This is a genomic window from Candidatus Latescibacterota bacterium (assembly GCA_020633725.1).
Classification (GTDB): Bacteria; Krumholzibacteriota; Krumholzibacteriia; order JACNKJ01; family JACNKJ01; genus VGXI01.
In genome coordinates this window covers 95829-116794 of record JACKDC010000006.1, presented here as the reverse complement: position 1 = coordinate 116794, position 20966 = coordinate 95829, and the positions used below count along the sequence as shown (strand labels likewise).

Annotated in this window: 21 protein-coding genes and 1 pseudogene; 7 read left to right on the top strand and 15 right to left on the bottom strand. The window is 70.5% G+C overall.

From position 1 onward, the window contains the following. The first annotated feature begins 224 nt into the window (after positions 1-224). From H6693_12940 to H6693_12925, 4 genes are read left to right on the top strand one after another with little or no spacing between them, the layout of a single operon-like run. Entirely contained in the window at positions 225-1427 is a 1203-nt protein-coding gene (locus tag H6693_12940; protein MCB9517088.1) for a glycosyltransferase, read from the top strand. Continuing rightward, positions 1424-1840, top strand: a complete 417-nt coding sequence (locus H6693_12935) for a DUF2914 domain-containing protein (protein ID MCB9517087.1) — start codon at positions 1424-1426, stop codon at positions 1838-1840. Before H6693_12940 ends, H6693_12935 begins: the two co-directional genes overlap by 4 nt. Before the next feature lie 2 nt (positions 1841-1842). Next, entirely contained in the window at positions 1843-2733 is an 891-nt protein-coding gene (locus H6693_12930) for a TonB family protein (GenBank protein MCB9517086.1), read from the top strand. 7 nt (positions 2734-2740) lie between these two features. Beyond that, complete coding sequence (locus tag H6693_12925; GenBank protein MCB9517085.1) at positions 2741-3769, top strand: zinc-binding dehydrogenase; 1029 nt, start codon at positions 2741-2743, stop codon at positions 3767-3769. 413 nt (positions 3770-4182) lie between these two features. On the opposite strand, the pseudogene H6693_12920 reads toward H6693_12925, so the two are convergent. The 4 genes and pseudogenes from H6693_12920 to H6693_12905 all read right to left on the bottom strand — a co-directional run bounded on the left by H6693_12920 (position 4183) and on the right by H6693_12905 (position 7078). Continuing rightward, positions 4183-4542, bottom strand: a pseudogene (locus H6693_12920) (hypothetical protein). Continuing rightward, positions 4539-4862 carry a hypothetical protein gene (locus tag H6693_12915; protein ID MCB9517084.1) on the bottom strand — a complete coding sequence of 108 codons (324 nt, stop codon included), beginning with the start codon at positions 4860-4862 and terminating at the stop codon, positions 4539-4541. Before H6693_12915 ends, H6693_12920 begins: the two are co-directional and overlap by 4 nt. 26 nt (positions 4863-4888) lie before the next feature. Then, positions 4889-6103, bottom strand: coding sequence for an ATP-binding protein (locus tag H6693_12910; GenBank protein ID MCB9517083.1), 1215 nt, complete (start codon positions 6101-6103; stop codon positions 4889-4891). A gap of 78 nt (positions 6104-6181) precedes the next feature. Then, the gene (locus H6693_12905) at positions 6182-7078 is read right to left on the bottom strand and encodes an HAD family phosphatase (protein ID MCB9517082.1); all 897 of its coding nucleotides are present in this window, start codon (positions 7076-7078) and stop codon (positions 6182-6184) included. Positions 7079-7205: 127 nt separating this feature from the next. Between H6693_12905 and H6693_12900 the strand changes: the two genes are divergently transcribed. Then, on the top strand, positions 7206-8300 hold the full coding sequence (locus tag H6693_12900; protein MCB9517081.1) for a 6-phosphofructokinase: 1095 nt from the start codon (positions 7206-7208) through the stop codon (positions 8298-8300). Positions 8301-8356: 56 nt separating this feature from the next. Here the strand turns inward: H6693_12900 and H6693_12895 are convergent, their stop codons facing one another. The 6 genes from H6693_12895 to H6693_12870 form a co-directional block, all read right to left on the bottom strand. Then, positions 8357-9457 carry a YncE family protein gene (locus H6693_12895; protein MCB9517080.1) on the bottom strand — a complete coding sequence of 367 codons (1101 nt, stop codon included), beginning with the start codon at positions 9455-9457 and terminating at the stop codon, positions 8357-8359. Positions 9458-9572: 115 nt separating this feature from the next. Continuing rightward, positions 9573-10328 (bottom strand): SRPBCC domain-containing protein, encoded by a 756-nt coding sequence (locus H6693_12890; GenBank protein ID MCB9517079.1) that lies wholly within the window; start codon positions 10326-10328, stop codon positions 9573-9575. 18 nt (positions 10329-10346) lie between these two features. Further along, complete coding sequence (locus H6693_12885) at positions 10347-10718, bottom strand: VOC family protein (GenBank protein ID MCB9517078.1); 372 nt, start codon at positions 10716-10718, stop codon at positions 10347-10349. Between the two features lie 21 nt (positions 10719-10739). Then, entirely contained in the window at positions 10740-11099 is a 360-nt protein-coding gene (locus tag H6693_12880) for a hypothetical protein (GenBank protein MCB9517077.1), read from the bottom strand. A gap of 69 nt (positions 11100-11168) precedes the next feature. After that, on the bottom strand, positions 11169-12056 hold the full coding sequence (locus H6693_12875; protein ID MCB9517076.1) for a serine/threonine protein kinase: 888 nt from the start codon (positions 12054-12056) through the stop codon (positions 11169-11171). After that, complete coding sequence (locus tag H6693_12870; protein MCB9517075.1) at positions 12053-12778, bottom strand: hypothetical protein; 726 nt, start codon at positions 12776-12778, stop codon at positions 12053-12055. Before H6693_12870 ends, H6693_12875 begins: the two co-directional genes overlap by 4 nt. A gap of 193 nt (positions 12779-12971) precedes the next feature. Between H6693_12870 and H6693_12865 the strand changes: the two genes are divergently transcribed. Then, the gene (locus H6693_12865) at positions 12972-14291 is read left to right on the top strand and encodes a hypothetical protein (GenBank protein MCB9517074.1); all 1320 of its coding nucleotides are present in this window, start codon (positions 12972-12974) and stop codon (positions 14289-14291) included. Between the two features lie 3 nt (positions 14292-14294). Here H6693_12865 and H6693_12860 read toward each other — a convergent pair whose 3' ends face one another. Beyond that, positions 14295-14915 (bottom strand): class I SAM-dependent methyltransferase, encoded by a 621-nt coding sequence (locus tag H6693_12860; GenBank protein MCB9517073.1) that lies wholly within the window; start codon positions 14913-14915, stop codon positions 14295-14297. 74 nt (positions 14916-14989) lie between these two features. Between H6693_12860 and H6693_12855 the strand changes: the two genes are divergently transcribed. Then, entirely contained in the window at positions 14990-15478 is a 489-nt protein-coding gene (locus tag H6693_12855; protein ID MCB9517072.1) for a DinB family protein, read from the top strand. On the opposite strand, the gene H6693_12850 is transcribed toward H6693_12855, so the two are convergent. From H6693_12850 to H6693_12835, 4 genes are read right to left on the bottom strand one after another with little or no spacing between them, the layout of a single operon-like run. Continuing rightward, entirely contained in the window at positions 15479-16126 is a 648-nt protein-coding gene (locus tag H6693_12850; protein MCB9517071.1) for a redox-sensing transcriptional repressor Rex, read from the bottom strand. It lies immediately after the preceding gene. 20 nt (positions 16127-16146) lie between these two features. After that, positions 16147-18675 carry a DNA gyrase subunit A gene (gene gyrA / locus H6693_12845; protein ID MCB9517070.1) on the bottom strand — a complete coding sequence of 843 codons (2529 nt, stop codon included), beginning with the start codon at positions 18673-18675 and terminating at the stop codon, positions 16147-16149. A 23-nt stretch (positions 18676-18698) separates the two neighbouring features. After that, positions 18699-20606: a DNA topoisomerase (ATP-hydrolyzing) subunit B gene (gene gyrB / locus H6693_12840; protein MCB9517069.1), complete on the bottom strand. Its 1908-nt coding sequence runs from the start codon at positions 20604-20606 to the stop codon at positions 18699-18701. A 33-nt stretch (positions 20607-20639) separates the two neighbouring features. Beyond that, positions 20640-20957, bottom strand: coding sequence for a DUF721 domain-containing protein (locus tag H6693_12835; GenBank protein MCB9517068.1), 318 nt, complete (start codon positions 20955-20957; stop codon positions 20640-20642). Positions 20958-20966 lie beyond the last annotated feature (9 nt).

Here is a 20966-nt window from a genome sequence, read left to right as displayed (position 1 = left end):
TCCCGGACCGTTTCTTGAGCCCTGTGAACACGCAACTTGTCGAATGTTACAGCGTGTCTCACAGGGCCTTCCACGGCCCCGGCGCGTCTCGGCGTGGCCGTCCGCCCCCCGTCGGCCGCTTGTTGAGCGGCAGGGGGCGTGCTAGCCTGTGAGAGATGCTGGAAAGGCGGCAGGATGCCCCGACTCACCTTCACCCTCCGCCGGCTGGCCGCGCGAGGAATCGCGTGAGCCGCGCCGTGCTTCACCTGGATACGGGCCTCACCCTGCGGGGCGGGCAGCGTCAGGTGCTGCTCCTGATGCGCGCGCTCAGGGACCGGGGCTGGCGGAACACCCTGGCCGCGCCGCCGGACTCCACCCTGGCGCAGCGCGCCGCGGCCGAGGGCTTCGCCCTGCTGCCCTTCGCCCCCCGCAACGACCTCGACCTCGTGGCGGCCTGGCGCCTCGGCCGCGCCGCCGACGAGGCCGGCCTGGACCTGTGGCACGCCCACAGCGCCCGGGCCCACAGCCAGGCGCGGCTGGCGCTGAGCTGGCCCCTCGCCGCGCCACGACGGCGCCTCGTGGTGACCCGGCGCAACGCCTTCCGCGGGCGGACGGGGCTGTCGCACCGCATCAAGTATCGCGACGAGCGCGTGTCCCGCTACGTGGCCATCAGCCGCGCGGTGGCGGAGGGGCTCGCCGCGCGGGGCGTGAGCCTGAGCCGCATCCAGCTCGTGCCCGACGCCGTGGATCCGGCCGTCTACGCCGCGGCCGCCCAGGCGCAGCTCGGTGACCAGATCCCGGCGCTGCCGTCGGCGGATCCCGCGCTGCGGGAGCAGGTGCGCCAGGAGTTCGGCTTCCCGCCGGATGCGTTCGTGGTGGGCGCGGCCGGCGCCCTCGACCCCAGCAAGGGCCACGACCTGCTGCTCCGCGCGGCCAGCCGGGCCAGCATCCAGGAGCCGCGGCTGCACGTGGTGATCGCCGGCGAGGGCCCCGAGCGGGACCGCCTCGCAAGCGAAAGCGCCCACCTGGGCATGGGCGAGCACTTCCGGCTGCTGGGTCAGCGCGGGGACGTCCCGCGGCTCCTCGCCGGCCTGGACCTCTTCTGCATGCCCAGCCGCGAGGAGGGCCTGGGCAGCGCCGTGCTGGAGGCCTTCGCGGCCGGCGTGCCGGTTCTGGCCAGCGATGCGGGCGGTCTGGCCGAGCTCTTGCAACCGGGAGTCACGGGGCGGCGTGTTCCACGCGACGACCTCGCGGCCCTCGCCGAGGCGCTGCTCGAGGCCGTGCGCAACCCGGAACATGGCCGCGCCATGGCCCTGAACGCCTACCAGTGCGCGGTGAAGCAGTTCAGCACCGGCCGCATGGCGGAGGCCATGGAACGCATCTATGATTCCCTAGGCATGGACGGCGACCGCCCTCGAGCCGCCGCCAGCGCAGGAGGACTACCATGAGACGTCGTTTCGCCATCGCCGTGCTGTGCCTGCTCGTCGCGGGGCCCGTCCTCGCCCAGACGCAGGACGGCACCGCCACCCTCACGAACCAGGGCCTGCACGTGGCCGAGGCCGCCTTCGGCACGGGCGTGACAGACCGCATGCTGGACGGCGCCAGCTACAGCTTCCCCGTGGGCACGCGCGTCTACTGCTGGACGCGGCTGCTGGACGGGGCGCCCGGCGACACGGTGCTCCACGTCTGGCTCCACGACGGCGTGGAGATCCAGCGCGTCGAGCTGCCGGTGAGCGACCAGCACTGGCGCACCTGGTCCTACAAGACCCTCTACCCGGGCATGGGCGGCCAGTGGACGGTGGAAGTTCGCAGCGCCGGTGGTCGGGTTCTGGGCAGCTACGACTTCACGGCCACGGAGTAGCGGTGGCCTCTCTGCGACCCATCGCGCTGCTGAGCGCGCTGCTGGCGCTCGGCGCGCCCTTCGCCATGGCCCAGTCCGACGCCCCTCCCGAGGTCGGCGCCGGCCTGATGAACGACCTCGGCGAGGGCGTGCCGGTCTGCACCTTCATCCCGCGGCTGAACTACCCGCCGGCGCTCGCCGAGCACCGGCTGGGAGGCGATGCGCTGGTGCGCGTCTACGTGGATGAGACCGGGCGCGTCTACGACACCGAACTCGTGGAGAGCGCGCTGCCCGAGCTGTTCATCGTCGAGGCGTTGAAGACGGCGCGGCTGAGCCGCTTCCGCCCGGCCGAGCGCGGGGGACAGGGCGTGCGCAGCAGCCTGACGCTGCTCCTCAGTTTCCCCGCCGCCGAGGCGGCGCCGCCGGCCGAGACTCCGTCGGCCCGGGTGGAGACGAAGCCGGCGCCCGTCGAGAAGCCAGTGGCGACTCCGGTCGAGACCCCTGCCTCGACGCCGCCGGCGCAGCGCGAGGAGCGCGTCACCGAGACGACGCCCCCCGTGCGCGAAAGCGCCCCGCCGGCCGCTCCCGCGTCGAGCACGCTGCGCGTGCTGGACGCCGGCTTCGGCGCCGACGTGGAGGACCGCGTGCTGCGGGGCCGCGGGAGCGTCTTCCACGAGGGGGATCGCGTCTACTTCTGGATGGAGGTGGACGGCGCGCGCCCGGGGCAGGTGCTGCGGCACGTGTGGATCTACCAGGGGCGCGAGGTGCAGGAGATTCCGCTTAGCATGAAGGGCGAACGGTGGATAAGCTGGTCCTACAAGACCCTCTTCGCCGGCCTCGCGGGCTCCTGGCTGCTCGAGGTGCGGGACGAGAACGACCACCTCCTCGGGAGCTGGAGCTTCCACTGCGAGTGAGTTCGCCATGAAAGCCGTGCGGATCCACGAACACGGGGACCTGGACGTCCTGCGCCTGGAGACCCTGCCCGACCCCGCGCCTGGCCCCGGCCAGGTGCTCATCGAGATCAAGGCCATCGGCGTGAACCACCTGGACACCTGGGTGCGACGCGGCGTGCCGGGCCATCACTTCCCGCTGCCGATCACGCCGGGCGCCGACGCCGCGGGCGTCGTGGCCGCGCTGGGCGCGGGCGTCACCGGGCTCGCCGTGGGCGACCGCGTGGCGGTGGCGCCGGGAACGTCCTGCGGGCGCTGCGCGGACTGCCTGTCGGGACGCGATCACTACTGCCGGCACTACGGCATCCTCGGCGAGAGCGGCGACGGCACGGACTGCGAGTTCATCGCGGTGCCGGCGGCCAACGCGCTCCCGCTGCCCGAGGGTCTCGGCTTCCGCGAGGCGGCGGCCGTCTCGCTCGTCTTCCTGACGGCCTGGGAGATGCTCGTCGTGAAGGGCGGCGTGAAGACCGGCGACACGGTGCTCGTGCACGCCGCGGGCAGCGGCGTGAGCAGCGCGGCCATCCAGATCGCGCGGCACTTCGGCGCGCGCGTGATCGCCAGCGCGGGCAGCGAGGCCAAGCGCGAGCGGGCGCGCGAGCTCGGCGCCAGCGAGGTGATCGACTACACCCAGGACGACTGGCCCCGCGAAGTCCGCGCGCTGACAGGCAAGCGCGGCTGCGATCTGGTGGTGGACCACGTCGGCGCGACGACCTTCGCCGGCAGCCTGCGCGCGCTGGCCGGCGGCGGCAGGATCCTCTGCTGTGGCGCGAGCAGCGGGCCCGAGTTCACGGCCGATCTGCGGCCGATCTTCTTCAAGAACCTCGCGATCGTCGGCAGCACGATGGGCAGCCGCGGCTCGCTGCCGCTCATCTACCGCTTGGTCGCCGAGGGAAGGCTGCGGGCGGTGATCGACTCGGTGCTGCCGCTGGACCAGGTGGCCGAGGCGCATCGCCGCATCGCCGATCGCGCGCTCTTCGGCAAGATCCTGCTGGAGCCCTAGCGGCAGCGCTCGGCGCGATAGTGCGTCGGATCCGCGCCGCGGCGGCAGCGCCAGGCCTCGCGCAGCTCCGCGATGACCCAGCCGCCCGTGGCATCCAGCTCCAGCGTGTAGTCGCGGCAGAGGCCGGCCACGCTGTCGTCGGGCAGCTGCTCGAGCAGCACCGTGACCCGCGCGCGGTTGGGCGATTCGGGCGGCGTGCGCTCCACGTCGAAACGCGACTGCGGCGCCTCCCAGAGCCGCTCCCCCAGCAAGGTGCGCACGATGCTCTCCGGCTGCGTGGCCCAGCCCTCGCGCGCGGCGCGCGCCGACTCGATCCGCAGGTTCAGCGAGTCGACGGGCAGGGTCTGCCAGGACAGCACGCGCTCGCGCCACAGGTTCGCGTCGGGGACGTCCAGCCCGCGTGGCCACGCGAGCAGCGCCACCGCCACGAACACCGGCCACGCCAGGTGACGTCCCCGGCTGACCAGCGCCGTGATCGCGCCGCTCACGAGGAAGGTGAGCGAGAGCGCGAGCAGCAGGCGTTCGCGCGCGCTCTCCAGGTCCTCGCCGGCCTGCAGGACGAGCGCGGCGGCCAGGCCCAGCCAGGCCACCGAGCTCAGGTGCCAGGCGAAGCGCAGCGTGCGGCGGGTGAAACGATCGCTGCCGAAGAGCCGGGGCAGATCCTGACGGCGAAGGAGACGGATCAGGATGAAGCGCTCGCCCAAGCTCGAGTGCGCCACCGCCAGCAGCACGGCCAGCAGCGCGGCGAGCCCCAGGCGCGCGCCCTCGGTCATGGCTTGAAGAAGCTGCTGCCGGAGGTGTGGAAGCTGAGCGCGGGCTCGTCGCCGCGCTTGCCGTCCTCGAAGACGTAGGTGCTCGTGCTGCAGGAGCAGTCGCGGTCGTCCCAGAGGAAGACCACCGAGCGGTTCTGCTCCCAGTAGTACCAGGTCTCGGTGACGAGATGGCCGGTCTGCCGCGACTCGGTCTCCTCGGGCGGTCCCATCTGCGTGAGGACGCGGTCCTGCTCCTTGTCGCAGCGCAGGCACTCGCTGCAGCCGGAGGCGGCGGCCACGAGGCCCAGGGTGAGGAGTGTGATGAAAGCGGCGCGGATCATGGACTGAAGCTAGCGGCAGCGGCGGTTCAAGGCAAGGCCGCGTCGCTGTCGAACCAGGCGTCCGGAGGTGTTCGCAGGAACACGTCCAGGGGTATGCCGTCCGCGCCCACGAGAAGCTTGCGACGGATGGCGTGCGTCCCGCTCAGGGCGGCCATGCCCGGAAGGCGGTCCCTGCGGCGGCCGCTCTTCACCTCGATGGCCACCGCTGCATCACCGCGGGCGATGACGAAGTCCACCTCTCGATTGCTCCCCGCCCAGTAGCGCGTGACGATGTCGCGACTCCCGCCCTCGTTGACCAGCCACGCACCGACTGCGGTTTCCACGAGCCTACCCCATGCATCGCCCGCTCCGGGACCTGTGAAGTGCTCCAGTCCCCCCATCGCGGTCATGAGGGCGGTGTTGAGCGCAAGCAGTTTGGGACTCGATCCGCGGCGCCGTGGCAGGTTTCCGGCGTGTTTCTGCAGGCCAGTCACCAATCCGGCCGCCCCGAGGAGGTCGAGATAGTGCGCAATCGTGGTCGCGTTGCCGGCGTCCTGGAGCTGTCCCAGCATCTTCTGATACGCGATGACCTGGCCCGAGTGGGCGCAGCTGAGCTCGAAAACGCGGCGAAGCAACGCCGGCTTGTCCACGCGGGCCATCATGAGAACATCTCGGCCGATGGCCGGCTCGATGAGCGCATCCCTGATGTAGCGCGTCCAGCGCTCCGGGTCCTGGACCAGTGATGCCGCGCCCGGGTAGCCGCCGAAGCGAAGGTACTGGGGTAGATCGAAACCAAAGGCGTCGCGCATTTCGGCGTAGGACCAGTGGCTCAGGGGGACGACCTCGAAGCGCCCGGCCATGCTCTCGCTCAAACCCCGCTGCACCAGCAGCGCGCTCGAGCCGAGGACGAGCACCTGGAGCGGCAGGCCGGTGGCGCTGTCTTCGTCCCAGAGGCGCTTCACCGTTTCCGACCAGTGGGCAAGTTTCTGCGCCTCGTCGAGGATCAGCAGGGCCGGGCGCTGCGGTTCGCCTGGGCGACGGCAGAGCGCGCGACCGGCTTCCCACTGCTGTTCGAGCCAGGTCGAGTCCTTCAGGCTGGGTTCGTCGGCCGACACGTAGCGGGATGGCAGGTCGAGCTGCTCGGCGAGCTGCCGGGCCAGGGTGGTCTTGCCCACCTGACGCGGTCCCAGCATCACCTGCAGAAAGCGCCTGTTTTCCTGTAGGCGCCGGAGCAGCGACTGGCCTTGATGGCGGACGAACATGCCTACTTCCAAGGGATTGCGATTTTACTCAGCATGGTAAGTAAATTAACTCAGTGTGTTGAGTAAATCAAGCAGGGATCAGGCCAGCAGATAGCGGTGGATGGCCTCGGCGAGGCCGTCCTGGTCGTGGGGCGGGGCCACGTGGTCGGCCGCCGCGCGCAGGTCGGCGGCGCCGTTGCCCATGGCGATGCCGAGCCCCACCTCCTGGATCAGCTCCAGGTCGTTGCGCCCGTCGCCGATGGCGGCGGTCTCGGCCAGGGGCACGTCGCGCAGCGCGCACCAGACGGCGAAGGCCCGCTCCTTGGACACCTCGCGCTGGAAGACCTCGAGGAACTGGGCCGGCCCGGTGGAGCCGCGGCCGACGAGCCCCAGCACGGCCACACGGCTGCCGGCCAGGTCCAGCGCCTCCATGGCCTCGCGAGCCGGGGCGATGCGGGCGGGGTGATCGATGCTGGCCAGGGCGAGGGGGGCGTCCTCGAGCCAGGGGGTCAGGCTGTCCACGTGGAGCAGCTCGCCGTCGTGGTCGCGCTCGCGGGCGGCCAGGTACCGGACGAGGGCGACGTTCTCGGCGCGGGGTTCGCCCTCCACCACGCAGGCGCCGCCCCGCGCCCGGGAGGTGAAGAGGAAGGGCGTGAGGCCGTGGGCGCGGTAGCTGTCGAGGGTGCGGGCCGCGTCGCCGCGGTCCAGGCGCAGCTCGCGAAGCGTGGCGCCCGTGGCGCCGTCCACCATGAGCGCGCCGTTGTGGAGGATGAGGTCGCTGGCCGCCAGCTGAGGATCGCCGCAGCGGCCGAGGACGCTCCGCGCCGCGCCCTCGCTGCGCCCCGTGGAGATCACGATGCGCGTGCCGGCGGCCCGCAGTTCGCGCAGGGCCTCCAGGTTGGCCGCGCTCACCGGGTGCTCGGGGTCGTGCACGTTGCTGATCAGGGTGCCGTCCAGGTCCACGGCCAGCACCCGGTAGCGGGGTCCGGGGGTCATGCGGGGGGTCCTCCTCGTCCTCAAGGTACGCCGGTGAGCGCCGTTCGCCAAGATCGCCCCATCAAGCTCGTTGAGGGTTCTGCCGATATCTGCTAGGTCTACGCTGCTCCGTCGAAAGGTCGTGTCCATGTCCCCCTCGATCCACGCGATCGGCCTCCTCACCGGCGGCGGCGACGCCCCCGGCCTCAATGCGGTCATCCGCGCGGTCGTGCGCACGGCGACGCGGCACTACGGCTGGGACGTCATCGGCTTCCAGGACGGCTACGAAGGCCTGGTGACGAAGCAGTACCGCAAGCTGGACGGCGACGACGTCTCCGGCCTCCTCATGCAGGGCGGCACGATCCTCGGCACCAGCAACACGGCCAACCCCTTCGCCTGGTACGTGGGCGAGGGCGAGAACCGCCACACGGTGGACCGGGGCCAGGAGGCCGTGGACGTGGTGAAGAGCCTGGGCCTCGACGCCCTGGCCTGCATCGGCGGCGACGGCACGCTGTCCATCGCCGACGGCCTCCGCCAGCTCGGCGTGCCGGTGGTGGGCATCCCCAAGACCATCGACAACGACATCGAGGCCACGGACCAGACCTTCGGCTTCGACACGGCCGTGTCCATCGCGGTGGAGGCCATCGACCGCATCCACACGACGGCCCAGAGCCACCACCGCGTGATGGTGGTGGAGGTCATGGGCCGCAACGCCGGCTGGCTCGCGCTGCACGCGGGGCTGGCCAGCGGCGGGGACATCATCCTGATCCCGGAGATCCCCTACCAGCTGGAATCGATCTGTCAGAAGATCCTCGAGCGCAATCGCACCGGGCGGCGCTTCAGCATCGTGGTGGTGGCCGAGGGCGCCCACGAGGCCGGCGGCGAGAAGGTGGTGAAGCGGCGGATCGAGGACAGTCCCGACCCCGTGCGCCTGGGCGGCATCGGCCACGTGGTGGCGAGCCAGATCGAGGCGCGGCTCAAGCTCGAGACCCGGGTCACCGTGCTCGGCCACCTCCTGCGCGGCGGCACGCCCACGGCCTTCGACCGCATCCTCGCCTCGCGCCTCGGCGCGGCGGCCGTGCACCTGCTGGCCGACGGCAAGTCCGGCGAGATGGTGCGGCTGGAGGGGACGACCATCACCTCGGTGCCCATCGCCAAGATCGCCAATCGCCAGCGCCTGGTGCCGCCCGACCACGACCTGCTGGACCTGGGCCGCGAGACCGGCGTCTGCTTCGGCGACTGAATGACGAGGCCGGCCTCACTGCGGAGGCCGGCCCCGGGTTCACCCTGTCGGGTCGCTTACTTCACGAAGGCCAGGCCGAAGGGGTTCAGCCCCACGGTGACCTCGCCCACGTAGTCGGGCACGGGGTTCGAGCCGTGAGTGCGGTAGACCGTCACCTTGTCGGACGCTCCGCCCGAGTGGGTGAGGAAGAACTGTTTCCCGTTCGTGCTCAGCGCGAGGTTGTGCGGCACGCCGTAGGGCGAGTCCACCGGCGAGCCCACGAGGGTGTTCGTGCGGGTGCGGATCGTCCAGATGGCGTCGTCGCCGCCGCCCGAGATGTTGGTGGTGTAGAAGTACTGGCCGTCGTTGCGCATGCCCGCGCCGTGGGCGCCGGGGATGTCCAGCGCGGTCTCCTGCTCGAGCGTGAAGCGGTTCAGCACGCGGACCTCGTTCGTGTCCTGGCAGGGCACGTAGAGCCAGGGGCGCTGCCGCGCCACGGACAGGTGCGGGTCGCCGCCGACCGCCGCGCGCGCGGTCTCCTCGAAGGTGTGCGTGTCGAACTTGACCACGTAGCCGCCCTCGGCGAAGCCCAGCATCGTCACGTAGGCGCTGAGCCCCCAGAAGGGCAGGACGACGTCGTGCGGCTTGCCGCCCATGGCCACGAGATCCGCGGGCAGGGGCACGGTGGCGAGCACGGTGAGGCTGTGCGGGTCGATCACGGTCATCGTGTTGTCGACGTCGTTGCTCACCCAGAGCTGGCGGCCGAGGCCGTCGGCCCACATGTGGAAGACGCCCTGGCCCGCGGGCACGGTGCCGATGACGTCGTAGTCGCCCTTGCTGAAGGCCACGACGCGGCTGTTGGCGCGGTCGCCCACGAAGACGCGCTGGCCAACCTGCACCACGTACATGGGCTCGGGCGGGTTGTCGCCGGCGGGCAGGTCGTAGGTCTCGACGTCCAGGGTGCGGGCGTCGATCACGGAGATCGTGCCGGAGCCGCGATTGGCGACGACGGCCTCGCCGCCGTTGCCGTGGTGGCCGTCGTGGTGACCGAAGTTGCGCGAGGCCAGCGCATCCGGCGCGTCGCTGCCGTCCGGAGCAGTGGGTGCGTTGTCCTGCGAGCAGCCGGCGAATGCGACGAGGACCAGCACCATCGCGAGGGTGTGCAGCCAGGCTTTCATCCTAACCTCCCGGTTGGATTTCAGGGTAGTGAGGGCGGCGCGCCCTCCATGGGGGGATCGTGGCGGGAGGTACGGAGGCCGGGGGCGGGCGTGACCGACGATCGGCCGCGTGGGACTAGCCGCCGGCCATCGTCTTGGCGAAGTTGTCCATGACGAAGCCCCACGCGCGCTCGAAGTAGGCGAAGACCGCGTCCCAGTCCTCGCCGACGCCGTAGCCGTGATTGCTGAGGCGCACGTGGCAGCCGGCGGGCGCGTCGCTGAAGGTGAGCACGACCTGCGTGCGCTGCCTGCGGATCGACGGAAACTGCGGCGGCGCATTCCAGCTGATCGCCAGCATGCGCTCGGGCTCGTGGGCCAGCACGGTGCATCCCTCTGAACCGGATTCACCCTCTGGCACTTCTGCGTTGAAGAGGATCTCGAAGGGCCCGCCGACGCGCAGCTCCATCTTCACGCGCGGGCAGAAGAAGCTCGCCAGGCCCTCGGGGGTCGTCCAGGCGCGCCAGGCCTCGGCGCGGGGGACGGGCACGTCCACCTCGCGCACGATGGCCCTCGCCCCCGGCAGGGCGGCGAAGCGCTGCCGTCCCGCCAGGAGCGAGGGCACCATGGGCGTGAGCGTGTAGGTGTGCACGCCCGCCACCACCGACGGTTCCGCGTCCATGATCGCGCGGGCGGCGGCCTCGCCATCCACGTCCAGCAGCACCAGGCCGAAGGGCGGCGTCGCCATGACCGGCCCCGCGAAGAGGCAGCGCCTCTGCCACACGAGCGCGCGCAGGTAGACGTAGTGCGCCTCCATGGCGCGGGTCTCGTCTTCGGTCATGCCTGCGGGCCAGCCCTCGCGGGTGCCCAGGAGCTGGATGAAGAAGCCGCTCACAGTCGCCTCCGGGGTGGGCTAGCCCATGGCCGGCGTGAACAGGCCGATGAGATTGCCGTCGGGGTCGGTGAAGAGAGCGCTGGCGCCCATGCCGGGGATCGGCGTGGGTGGCTGTACGATCGCGCCACCGAGGTGGACGGCCCGATCGAGGCTCGCCTGCAGGTCCTCCACCATGACGTAGAAAGTGACGTAGGGTTTCATGCCCGCCGGCGCGGCGCCGATGCCGCCGCCGATGGCGTTCTTCTCGGCCCCGGCGGCCAGCAGGCCGTAGTCGGAGCCCCCCTCCCAGAGCTGGAACTGCCAGCCGAAGAGCTTGGCGTAGAACTCGCGGGAGGCGGGGCCGTCCTTTGCCGTCACCTCGAAGTGAACGACGGGATTGCTGTGGGCCATGAGGGTCCTTTCGATGAGCGGTCAGGCGGCACGCGCGGGCGTGCGGCCGTAGCGGTGGGTGGCATAGCCGAGGATGAATCCGACCAGGGTCCCGGGCACGATGATCTCGAGCCAGTAGTGCTCGCCATTCTCCCCGGGCATGGCCGCCACGAGGAAGGCCATGGCGAAGCCCAGCAGCGTGCCCACGATGAGCACGGTGCGCAGACTGGCCTTGCGGGCCACGACGCCGATCACGACGCCGACGATCATGCTCTTCATGCTCGAGCCCACCAGGATGCTCGTCATCATGGCCTTGACCTCGGGGCCGTAGAAGAGGGCGGTGAGCCCGTCCAGGAAGCCAAGGACGAGGCCGAGCAGAAGGCCCAGCAGCGGCTTGGGCATGTCAGTCTCCTTTGCGGTTGTGCGGCGCTCTCGCCGCTGCCCTTCTCTTGCGCGTCGTTCCGAGTTCCTTTAGTGGCGAAGCCAGAAAATCATCGCCAGACGCACCAGGACGAAGCCCAGCAGGAGCAGCAGGACGAAGCGGTGCCGGCGGGCCCCGCGTGCCAGGCGCTCTGCGAGGCCCTCCCGATAGGCAGAAACAGGCCCGTCGTCGTTCCAGGCCGCCAGGTCGGCGGACAGTGCGGCGACGCTGGGGTAGCGCTCCTCCCGCTCGGCCGCGCGGGCCTTGGCGATCACCGCGCGCAGCGGCGCCGGCGCGTCGGGGAGCACGCCGGCCATGAGCACGCCCAGCGCGTGGACGTCCGTGCGGGCGTCGAGCGCCTCGCCACGCGCCTGCTCGGGGGCCATGTAGCCCGCCGTTCCGGCGGGACGAGCCGCCGCGCCCCCGCGAGCGGCCAGCCCCCAGTCCATGAGCAGCACCTCGCCGAAAGCGCCGAGCATGACGTTCGCCGGCTTCAGATCCAGGTGCAGCACGCCGCGGTCGTGGGCGAAGGCGAGGGCGTCGCAGAGGCGGAGCAACAGGGCGACCCGCGCACGGAGGCCGGGCTGGGCCGCAGCAAGGTGGGCGTCGAAAGTGAGGCCCTCGACACGCTTCATCGTGTAGTAGACGCGGCCGTCGGCCAGGCGTCCCAGGTCGTGCACTGGCACGATGCCCGGGTGCTCGAGGCTCGCGAGGACGCGGGCTTCGTCGAGCAGGCGGGCGTCGTCGCCCGGCAGGCTCAGCACCTTGAGCGCGACCTCGCGGTCCAGCGCGCTGTCGCGCACGCGGAAGACGGAGCCCATGCCGCCGCGGCCCAGGCGGCCGAGGAGCTGGTAGCGGCTATCCGTGAAGGTGGGTTCGTCCACCAGCTCGCGCAGACGGGCGAGCTGGGCGTCGCTCAGTTCCGGATGGTCTTTCACGGCAGTTCCAGGCCCAGCAGCTCGCGGGCTTCCTCGCGGAACTCGGCGTCGCTGGCGGTAAGGGCGCGCAGGCGCTCGAGCACCGCCTCGCGGAAGACGCGCCGCGCGGCGGCCAGGCGATTGGTGACGGTGATCTCGGTGACGCCCTCGGCCTCCGCCAGTTCGCGGTAGCTCGGCCGCGGGCTGCCCCCGGGGGCGAGTTCCACGCGCGCGAAGAGGCGGTAGTCCAGGGGACGGTCCGCGGCGTCCGCTCGCGCCCGGACGGCCGCGACCCCGTGCGCCATGAGCGCGCGCAGGGTCTCGCGGGCGAAGAGGGCCTCGGGGTCGTCGCCGGCGTCGGCGGGCAGGCCGGCCTCGATGGCGTCCAGATCCACGTGCTCCGCCCCGCCGCCGCGCTTCAGGCGCCCGGCCGACTGGTCCGCGCGCTGGACGTGCCGGTCCAGACAGAGCCGCAGGAAGCTGCGAAAGCGCGAGCGGGCGGGGTCGTAGCCGGCGAGGAAGTCCTTCTCGAGCGCGCTGAGGAAGAAGCTCTGCGCCAGGTCGGCGGCGTCATCCGGGTCGCGGCGCCAGCGCAGGCGCAGGTGCGCGTAGACGGGCCGCCAGTAGGCCTCGGCGAGCAGGTCGCGGGCGCGATCGCGCGCGTCGGGCGCCGCGGCGCCGAGGTCGGCGATGGCCGAGTGGCGCGTGGGGGGAAAGGGATGGCGGTCGTCGGGGTGAAGCATGCGGCGATTATGGGGGACGGCGGCGGCGGCGTACAAGGCATCGGGGGCCGGTTCGCCCTCGCGAATTGTGTGCTGCGTCGGCGCCGCCTTGACCGTCCCGCCCGCGGAGTGCATCTTGAAGTGTCGGGCCGTACTCCTGCGGCGTCGCCCCCACCCCACGCGGCGACAGCGCGGATTCTCTGGGGGTAACACAATGAGATTCAAGCTATTGCTGGTGGCCATGATCGCTGCCATGGGGACCTTCGCGCACGCGGAGACGGTCTTCGTCGCCGCCGATGGCAGCGGCGACTACGCCACCATCGCCGACGCGGTGGCGGCGCTTCCCGACGGCGGGACCATCGAGCTCGGAGGCGGGATCTTCTCCGGCGATGGGAATCGGGACGTCGTCTTGAGCGCACACTACCTGATCAGTGGCACCGGCTCGGCCGAAATGCCCACCGTCCTCGACTGCGACGGGCACCGCGCCTTTGTGCTACAGGGCGGCTCACTCTTCGGCATCGGGCTCACCATCCAGGGGGGGCAGGCCGAGCGAGGTGGCGCGATCCTGGCGGCCGGCGGCAGCGTCGAGCTCTTCCTCTGCCGGTTCGAGGACAACAGCGCCGATCAGGAGGGGGGCGCAATCGCCGCGGACGGGGGCGACCTTCACCTCACGTCCTGCGAGTTCGTGGACAATTCCGCCTCCCAGCGTGGCGCCAGCATCGTGATGCGCGACGGCCTGGTCTGGATGCAGTCGTGCAGTTTCGTGGGCCCCGCCACCGGGGCTGCGGACTGCATCCACATCGAGAACGACTCCCCGAGCGGGGCGACGTCGTGGCTGTGGGACTGCTCCTTCACCGACATGGCAGGGCGCGCCGTCGACATGGTGGGCGCCGGTTCGGTGACAGGACGCTTCACCCGCTGCGGCGGCGGCGCCGTGAGACTGGTGGGCACTCGGCTTACGCCGTCACAGGACGTGGGGAACTGCGAGTTCATCGACTGCACCGGCGGTCCCGCGCTCGAGTTCCACGCCTTCGGGAGCACCATGGCTTCCGTGGAGGATTGCCTCTTCGTGAGCAGCGATCCGGGTTCGGCCGATCTCGGGGTGATCACGCTCTACGGGGAGGGCGGGAGCGTGACCGGCTGCACCTTCGTCGACTGCGCGGGGACCGGCGGGGTGGTTCGTGGGTACTCCGGCGACGGCCCCAGCGGTACCGGCGTGATCGAACGCTGCATCATTGCCGGGGGTGGGGCGGAGCCCGTCCGCTGCGGCGCCGGCTATGCGTTCGCGGTCAGCTGTTGCGACATCGTGGGCGGCTGGACGGGCTGCATCGCAGAACAGCTCGGCGTCGACGGCAACATCGACGCCGATCCGCTGTTCTGCGACCCGCTGCAGGGGGACTACACGCTGCGATCGGACTCACCGTGTCTCGAGGAGGCCAACGGCTGTGGTCTGATGGGCAAGCTCGCGCTGGGCTGCGAGGTCACCACGGGAGTTGCCGAGAGCAGCCTCAGCGCGATCAGGGCGCTGTACTGACCGCTAACCCCGCCGGTAGAGCAGCCGGAAGCGGCGTACCGGCGGGGTTTCGTCATCGAGGCGATCCACGGCCTCGCGCCCGACAAGGCCGCCTGCCTCCAGCCGCCGCAGCTCCGCGCGGCTGAGCGGATAGGGCGGGCCCGGCGCGGGCTCGTGCTCTTCGCGGCCGCGGCAGATCACCAGCAGCTCGCCCCCGGGGGCGACCAGCGCGGCCACGCGGTCCATGGCCTCGGGACGGATCGTCGGCGGCAGCGACTGGAAGGTGTAGATCTCCACCACCAGGTCGAAGGCGCCTTGCCAGTCGGCGGGGAGGTCGAAGAGGTCGGCCACGTGATAGCTCACGGCGCTGTCGGGGAAGCGCTCGTGAGTCCAGGCGATGGCCGTGGGCGAGAGGTCGAAGGCCGTGACGGTGAAGCCGCGGGCGGCGAGGGCTTCGGCGTCGTCGCCCAGGCCCGAGCCCACCACGAGGGCGCGGCGGCCGTCGCCGCGGACGTCCGCGGCCTCCAGCCAGTCGGCAAGCAGCGGCTTGGGGCGTCCCTCGGCCCAGGGCACCTTGTCGGCGTCGCGCGCGGCGGCCTGGTAGGTGGCGTCGTATCTGGAGAGCGCGGCGCGGTCCTGATTCATCGTGGCCTCGGCTTGCTGGCGTGAAGGGGGATCGGTATCATCGCAAGCTCCCTCCCCCGACGCAAGGAGCGGCCATGCACACGCCCGACGGCCTCCGCGATCTTCACGCGCGCACGCATCGCAATCTCGCCGATCTGATCGCGCACTGCCGCGGGCTCGAGGCCGGCGCGCTCGACCGCGTCCTCGAGGGCTTCGGCGACGGCACCGTGCGCCTGCAGATCCACCATGCCATCACCGCCGAGCGCTACTGGGTGGGTGTGATCCACGGGCGTGTGGACGTACGCGAGGACCAGAACGACTACCCCGACCTCGACGCGCTCGAGTCGCTGCGGCAGGAGGTCTTCACCTTCACCGATGGCTACCTCGCGGGAGTCGCGCCCGACGCGCTCAACTCGGCACGCGACATGACCACCTGGGGCGGCAAGGTGCACTCGCTGGTGCCGGCGCAGATCGTGTTGCGCACGGCGACGCACATCTACCACCACATGGGCCAGCTCGCCGCCATGTGCCGGCTGCTGGGACTCCCGGTCTCGCAGGGCGTGAACTACCCGATCGTGGACTAGCTAGAGCGGCTTGAGCTTGGAGTGCTTGCTGAGGGAGTAGCTGAGGCTCTCGAGGGCGATGGACAGGTTGACGTTCCGGATGAACACGCTCTCCGGCTCCTTCAGCTTGACCGGCGCGAAGTTCAGGATGGCCTTCACGCCCGCGGCGACCAGCCGGTCGGCCACGTCCTGACCCGCGGCGGCCGGCACGGCGATCACCCCGATGGCCGCGTCCCGCTCCTCCACGACGCGCCGCATCTCTTCCATGGGCAGGATCGGCACGCCGCTCCAGTTGCTGCCGGCGAGGTCGGGATTGCTGTCGAAGATCGCCACGATCGTGAAGTTCTGCCGCCGGAACTCCTCGTAGTGAAAGAGCGCGTGCCCCAGGTTGCCCGCGCCCACCAGCACCAGGCGCCAGCCGCGGTCGATGCCGAGGATCTGGCCGATGCTGTCGCGCAGCCCACGCACCTGGTAACCCAGGCCGCGGCGCCCGAAGCTGCCGAAGCTGGAGAAGTCCTTGCGGACCTGGGCGCTGGTGGTGCCGTAGCGGTCGGCCAGGGTGTCGCTGGAGACCGTCTCCACGCCCTCGCGCTCCAGATCCTCGAGGATGCGGAAGTAGTTCGACAGCCGCCGCACGGTGGCTTCGCTGATGCCCCCGCGACGGTCCATGTTGCCGCTGCTTTCGCCCCTCACGCGTCCTCTCCCTCGGGCTCGGCGCCGCCGTCGTCGACGCCGTTGTCGCTGCTGTCGTCCGGGCCGACCGGGCCATCGACCTCGCCGTCGTCGTCGCGGTCGCGCGGGATGAGCGCCACCGAGACCACCTTGTCGCCTTCGTCCAGGGCTACGATCTTCACGCCCTGCGTGTTGCGCCCCACGGTGCTGATCCCGCTCACGGCCTGGCGGATCATCACGCCGCCGCGGGTGATGAGGATGATCTCGTCCTCGTCGTCCACGCCGAGCGCCGCCACCACGGGACCGTTGCGCTTGTTCGTCTTGATGTCGATGACGCCCAGCCCACCACGGCCCTTCACCGGGTAGTCGGCCACCGCGGTGCGCTTGCCGAAGCCGTTCTCGGTGATGGTGAGCAGGTACTCCTGCCCGCGCAGGATGACCGTGTCGGCCACCATGTCGCCCGCGCCGCGCAGGGTCACCCCGCGCACGCCGCGCGCGCTGCGGCCCATGGGACGCAGCAGGTCGCAGGCGACGCGGAGGCTCCGGCCGCCGGTCTTGGCGATCAGCACTTCCTGGCCCGGGCTGACCAGGCCGGCGCGTGTGAGCGTGTCGCCCTCGCGCAGGCCCTGGGCGATGATCCCGTCGCGCCGCCGCGTGGCGAAGTCCGCCAGCGGCGTGCGCTTGACCATGCCCTCGTGGCTGGCCATCAGCACCCAGCGGTCCTGCTCCTCGAAGTCCTGCACGCGGACGAAGTCGCGCGGCTGCTCCTCGGAGCGCAGACCCAGCAGGTTGACCAGCGCCTTGCCGCGGCTGGTGCGTCCGCCCAGCGGCAGCTCCCAGACCTTCAGCTGATAGACGCGGCCCAGATTCGTGAAGACGAGCAGCGTGTCCAGGGTCGAGGCCACCATCACCTGCTCGACGAAGTCTTCCTCGCGCGAGTCCATGCCCTTCACGCCGCGGCCGCCGCGGCGCTGGCGGCGGTAGGTGTCCAGCGGCGTGCGCTTGGTGTAGCCGTGGTGGCTGATCGTGATGACCATGTCCTCGGCGGCGATGAGATCCTCGGCCTCGAAGTCGTCCAGGCTGTGGGCGATCTCCGTGCGGCGCTTGTCCGCGTACTTCTCGCGGATCTCGCCGAGCTCGTCGCGGATGAGATCGAGCACCAGGTTTCGATCCGAGAGGATCGCCTTGTAGCGCTCGATGGCCCGCTGCAGCTCCTCGTACTCGGCCTCCAGCTTGCTGCGCTCGAGGCCGGTGAGGCGGGCGAGGCGCATGTCGAGGATCGCGTTGGCCTGCAGCTCGCTGAGCGTGAAGCGCTCCATGAGGCGGGTGCGGGCCTCCTCGGTGTCCTCGCTGGACTTGATGATCTGCACGACCTCGTCGATGTTCTCGACGGCGATGAGCAGGCCCTGCAGGATGTGCGCGCGCTCCTCGGCCTTGCGCAGATCGTAGCGCGTGCGGCGGACGATCACGTCCTCGCGGTGGCGCAGGAACTCGGCCATGAGGTCCTTGAGCCCGCACTGCTTCGGCTGCAGCCCCACCAGCGCCAGCATGTTGGCGTTGAACGCCTGCTGGAGCTGCGTCTGCTTGAAGAGCTGGTTGAGGATGACCTGGCTGGCCGCGTCCTTGCGCAGCTCGATCACCACGCGCAGACCCTCGCGGTCGGACTCGTCGCGCAGGTCCGCGATGCCGCGGATCTTCTCCGCCCGCACCAGCTCGGCGATCTTCTCGATCAGCGCCGACTTGTTCACCTGGTAGGGGATCTCGGTGATGACGATCGCGTCGCGCCCGCGCTTGTACTCGGGCACGATCTCGGCACGCCCACGCACCAGGATGCGCCCGCGGCCGGTGCGGTAGGCCTCGCGGATGCCCTCGCGCCCGTGGATGATCCCGCCCGTGGGGAAGTCCGGCCCCTGGACGTGCTCGATGAGATCGTCCACGCCGATCTCGGGGTCGTCCATGAGGGCGAACATGCCGTCCACCAGCTCGCCGAGGTTGTGCGGCGGGATGTTGGTGGCCATGCCCACCGCGATGCCGCTGGTGCCGTTCATGAGCAGGTTCGGCACCACGGAGGGCAGCACCGAGGGCATCTGGCGGCTGTCGTCGTAGTTGGGGACGAGGTCGACGGTCTCCTTGTCCAGGTCGCGCATCATGTCGGCGGCCACGGGCGTCATGCGCGCCTCGGTGTACCGCTCGGCCGCGGCGGAGTCGCCGTCGATGGAGCCGAAGTTGCCCTGGCCGTCCACCAGCGGGTAGCGCAGGCTGAACTCCTGCGCCATGCGCACCATGGCGTCGTAGACCGCCACCGTGCCGTGCGGGTGGTAGTTGCCGGTGGTGTCGCCGGTGATCTTGGCGCTCTTGCGGTAGGGCCGGCCGGGGCGGAGGTTGAGGTCGTTCATGGCCGTGAGGATGCGCCGCTGCACGGGCTTCAGGCCGTCGCGCGCGTCCGGGATCGCGCGGGAGATGATGACCGACATGGAGTAGGCCAGGTACGACCGCTTCATCTCCCGTTCGATGTCGACCGTGATGATCCGCTCACCCGATGCCATCGTGCTTCCCTTCTAGCCGTCGACTACACGTCGAGGTCGGTGACGGTCTCGGCGTAGGTCTCGATGAACTGCCGCCGCAGCTCGACCTCGTCCCCCATCAGGATCGTGAAGATGCGGTCCGCCTCCACCGCGTCCTCCAGGCTCACCTTGAGGACGGTCCGGCTCTCGGGATCCATGGTGGTCTCCCAGAGCTGGTCGGGATTCATTTCGCCCAGGCCCTTGTAGCGCTGGATGTAGACCTTGCTCGGGTCCACCCCCAGCGACGCCATCTTGGCCTCGCGCTCGTGCTCGTCGTAGGCGTAGATCTCCACCTTGCCCTTGCGCAGCAGATAGAGCGGCGGCTGGGCGATGTAGATGCGTCCCTGCAGCAGCAGGTCCGTCATCTTGCGGTAGAAGAAGGTGAGCAGGAGCGTGCGGATGTGGGCGCCGTCCACGTCCGCGTCCGTCATGATGATGATCTTGCCGTAGCGCACCTTCTCGGGGTTGAAGTCGCCCCCGTAGCCCGCGCCGATGGCGGTGATGATGGTGCGGACCTCGTCGTTGCCCAGCACCTTCGTGGGCGTGGCCTTCTCCACGTTGAGGATCTTGCCCTTGAGCGGCAGGATCGCCTGGAACGCGCGGTTGCGCGCCTGCTTGGCGCTGCCGCCGGCGCTGTCGCCCTCGACCAGGTAGAGCTCGGTGTGCTCCGGGTCCCGGTCGGAGCAGTCGGCCAGCTTGCCGGGCAGGGTGCCGCTCTCCAGCGCGCTCTTGCGGCGGGCGACGTCGCGCGCGCGGCGCATGGCCTCGCGCGTCTTGGCCGTGGACAGGCACTTGGCGATGATCGCCTTGGCCTCGGTCGGGTGCTGGTCCAGGTAGTCGGCGAGGTAGTCGCCCAGCACCGCCTCGACGATCCCGCGCACCTCGCTGTTGCCCAGCTTGGCCTTGGTCTGTCCCTCGAACTGCGGCTCGGACAGCTTGACGCTCACCACCGCCGTCAGGCCTTCGCGGACGTCGTCGCCGCTGAGGGAGGTCTTGCCGTTGTTCTTGCTCTCGCGCTGCAGGTAGTTGTTCAGCGTTCGCGTGAGGGCGCTGCGGAAGCCCGACAGGTGCGTGCCGCCCTCCATGGTGTGGATGTTGTTCGCGAAGCTGAAGACGTTGTGGTTGAAGCCCTCGTTGAACTGGAGCGCCACCTCGACGCGCATGCCGTCGCGCTCCACGTCCACGTGGAAGGGCTGCTCGTGCAGCGGGTTCTTGCCCTTGTTCATCCACTGCACGAACTCCAGGATGCCGCCCTCGTACTTGAAGGTGTTCTTGCTGGTGTCGCGCTCGTCGTGGATGCGGATCTGCAGCCCGCGGTTCAGGTAGGCCAGCTCGCGCAGGCGGCTGCTCAGGACGTCGAAGCTGAACTCGGTGGTCTCGAAGATCTGGCTGTCCGGCATGAAGTGGATCACGGTGCCGCGCTGCTCGACCTTCTCGGCCCCGGAGATCACGCGCACCTCGCCCGTGGGGATGCCGCGCGCGTACTCCTGGAAGTAGGCCTTGCCGTCCTTGAACACGGTGGCCTTGAGCCACTCCGAGAGCGCGTTCACCACGCTGACGCCCACGCCGTGCAGACCGCCGGAGACCTTGTAGCTCTCGCTGTCGAACTTGCCGCCCGCGTGCAGGACGGTCATCACCACCTCGAGCGTGCTCTTGCCCTCGGTGGGGTGCATGTCCACGGGGATGCCGCGGCCGTTGTCCGTGACCTTGACGCTGCCGTCGTGCTGGATCTCCACGAGGATGTCGTCGCAGGCGCCGGCCATGGCCTCGTCGACGGAGTTGTCCACCACCTCGTAGACGAGGTGGTGCAGACCGTCCGCGCTCGTGCCGCCGATGTACATGGCCGGGCGCTTGCGCACGCCCTCCAGGCCCTTGAGTACCTGGATGTTGCCGGATCCGTAGGTTTCGCTCATTCCCTGACTACCTTCCGCCGCCGCGCCGCGAGGCTAGTGCTGCGTGAATCGGATGTCCTTGACCAGCCCGGGCCCGATGACCGCGTCGAAGCGGCCAATGAGCTGCGCCTTGAGAAAGCGCAGCTCCTGACTCCAGGCCGCGCTCTGCACCTGCACGTAGAGGACGCCGTCGCGGATGCGCAGGGCGCGGCTGCGGTGGGCGATCTCCGGTCCCACCACGTCACTCCAGCGTGTCACCGCCTCCCGCTCGCGCAGCCGCTGTCCGAGGCCGAGGCTGTCCAGAACGCCCGCGAGCACTTCGCTCGCCGGGCGGAGCTGATCGGGTCGACGTCGGCCTCGCTGCTCGGTCACGCCATTCTC

Excerpts from the sequence above, each read along its gene's own strand:
- H6693_12935 (MCB9517087.1), top strand. The coding sequence starts at position 1,424 with ATGAGACGTCGTTTCGCCATCGCCGTGCTGTGCCTGCTCGTCGCGGGG.
- H6693_12925 (MCB9517085.1), top strand. The coding sequence starts at position 2,741 with ATGAAAGCCGTGCGGATCCACGAACACGGGGACCTGGACGTCCTGCGC.
- H6693_12915 (MCB9517084.1), bottom strand. The coding sequence starts at position 4,862 with ATGATCCGCGCCGCTTTCATCACACTCCTCACCCTGGGCCTCGTGGCC.
- H6693_12910 (MCB9517083.1), bottom strand. The coding sequence starts at position 6,103 with ATGTTCGTCCGCCATCAAGGCCAGTCGCTGCTCCGGCGCCTACAGGAA.
- H6693_12905 (MCB9517082.1), bottom strand. The coding sequence starts at position 7,078 with ATGACCCCCGGACCCCGCTACCGGGTGCTGGCCGTGGACCTGGACGGC.
- H6693_12900 (MCB9517081.1), top strand. The coding sequence starts at position 7,206 with ATGTCCCCCTCGATCCACGCGATCGGCCTCCTCACCGGCGGCGGCGAC.
- H6693_12895 (MCB9517080.1), bottom strand. The coding sequence starts at position 9,457 with ATGAAAGCCTGGCTGCACACCCTCGCGATGGTGCTGGTCCTCGTCGCA.
- H6693_12885 (MCB9517078.1), bottom strand. The coding sequence starts at position 10,718 with ATGGCCCACAGCAATCCCGTCGTTCACTTCGAGGTGACGGCAAAGGAC.
- H6693_12880 (MCB9517077.1), bottom strand. The coding sequence starts at position 11,099 with ATGCCCAAGCCGCTGCTGGGCCTTCTGCTCGGCCTCGTCCTTGGCTTC.
- H6693_12870 (MCB9517075.1), bottom strand. The coding sequence starts at position 12,778 with ATGCTTCACCCCGACGACCGCCATCCCTTTCCCCCCACGCGCCACTCG.
- H6693_12865 (MCB9517074.1), top strand. The coding sequence starts at position 12,972 with ATGAGATTCAAGCTATTGCTGGTGGCCATGATCGCTGCCATGGGGACC.
- H6693_12860 (MCB9517073.1), bottom strand. The coding sequence starts at position 14,915 with ATGAATCAGGACCGCGCCGCGCTCTCCAGATACGACGCCACCTACCAG.
- H6693_12855 (MCB9517072.1), top strand. The coding sequence starts at position 14,990 with ATGCACACGCCCGACGGCCTCCGCGATCTTCACGCGCGCACGCATCGC.
- H6693_12850 (MCB9517071.1), bottom strand. The coding sequence starts at position 16,126 with ATGGACCGTCGCGGGGGCATCAGCGAAGCCACCGTGCGGCGGCTGTCG.
- gyrA (MCB9517070.1), bottom strand. The coding sequence starts at position 18,675 with ATGGCATCGGGTGAGCGGATCATCACGGTCGACATCGAACGGGAGATG.
- gyrB (MCB9517069.1), bottom strand. The coding sequence starts at position 20,606 with ATGAGCGAAACCTACGGATCCGGCAACATCCAGGTACTCAAGGGCCTG.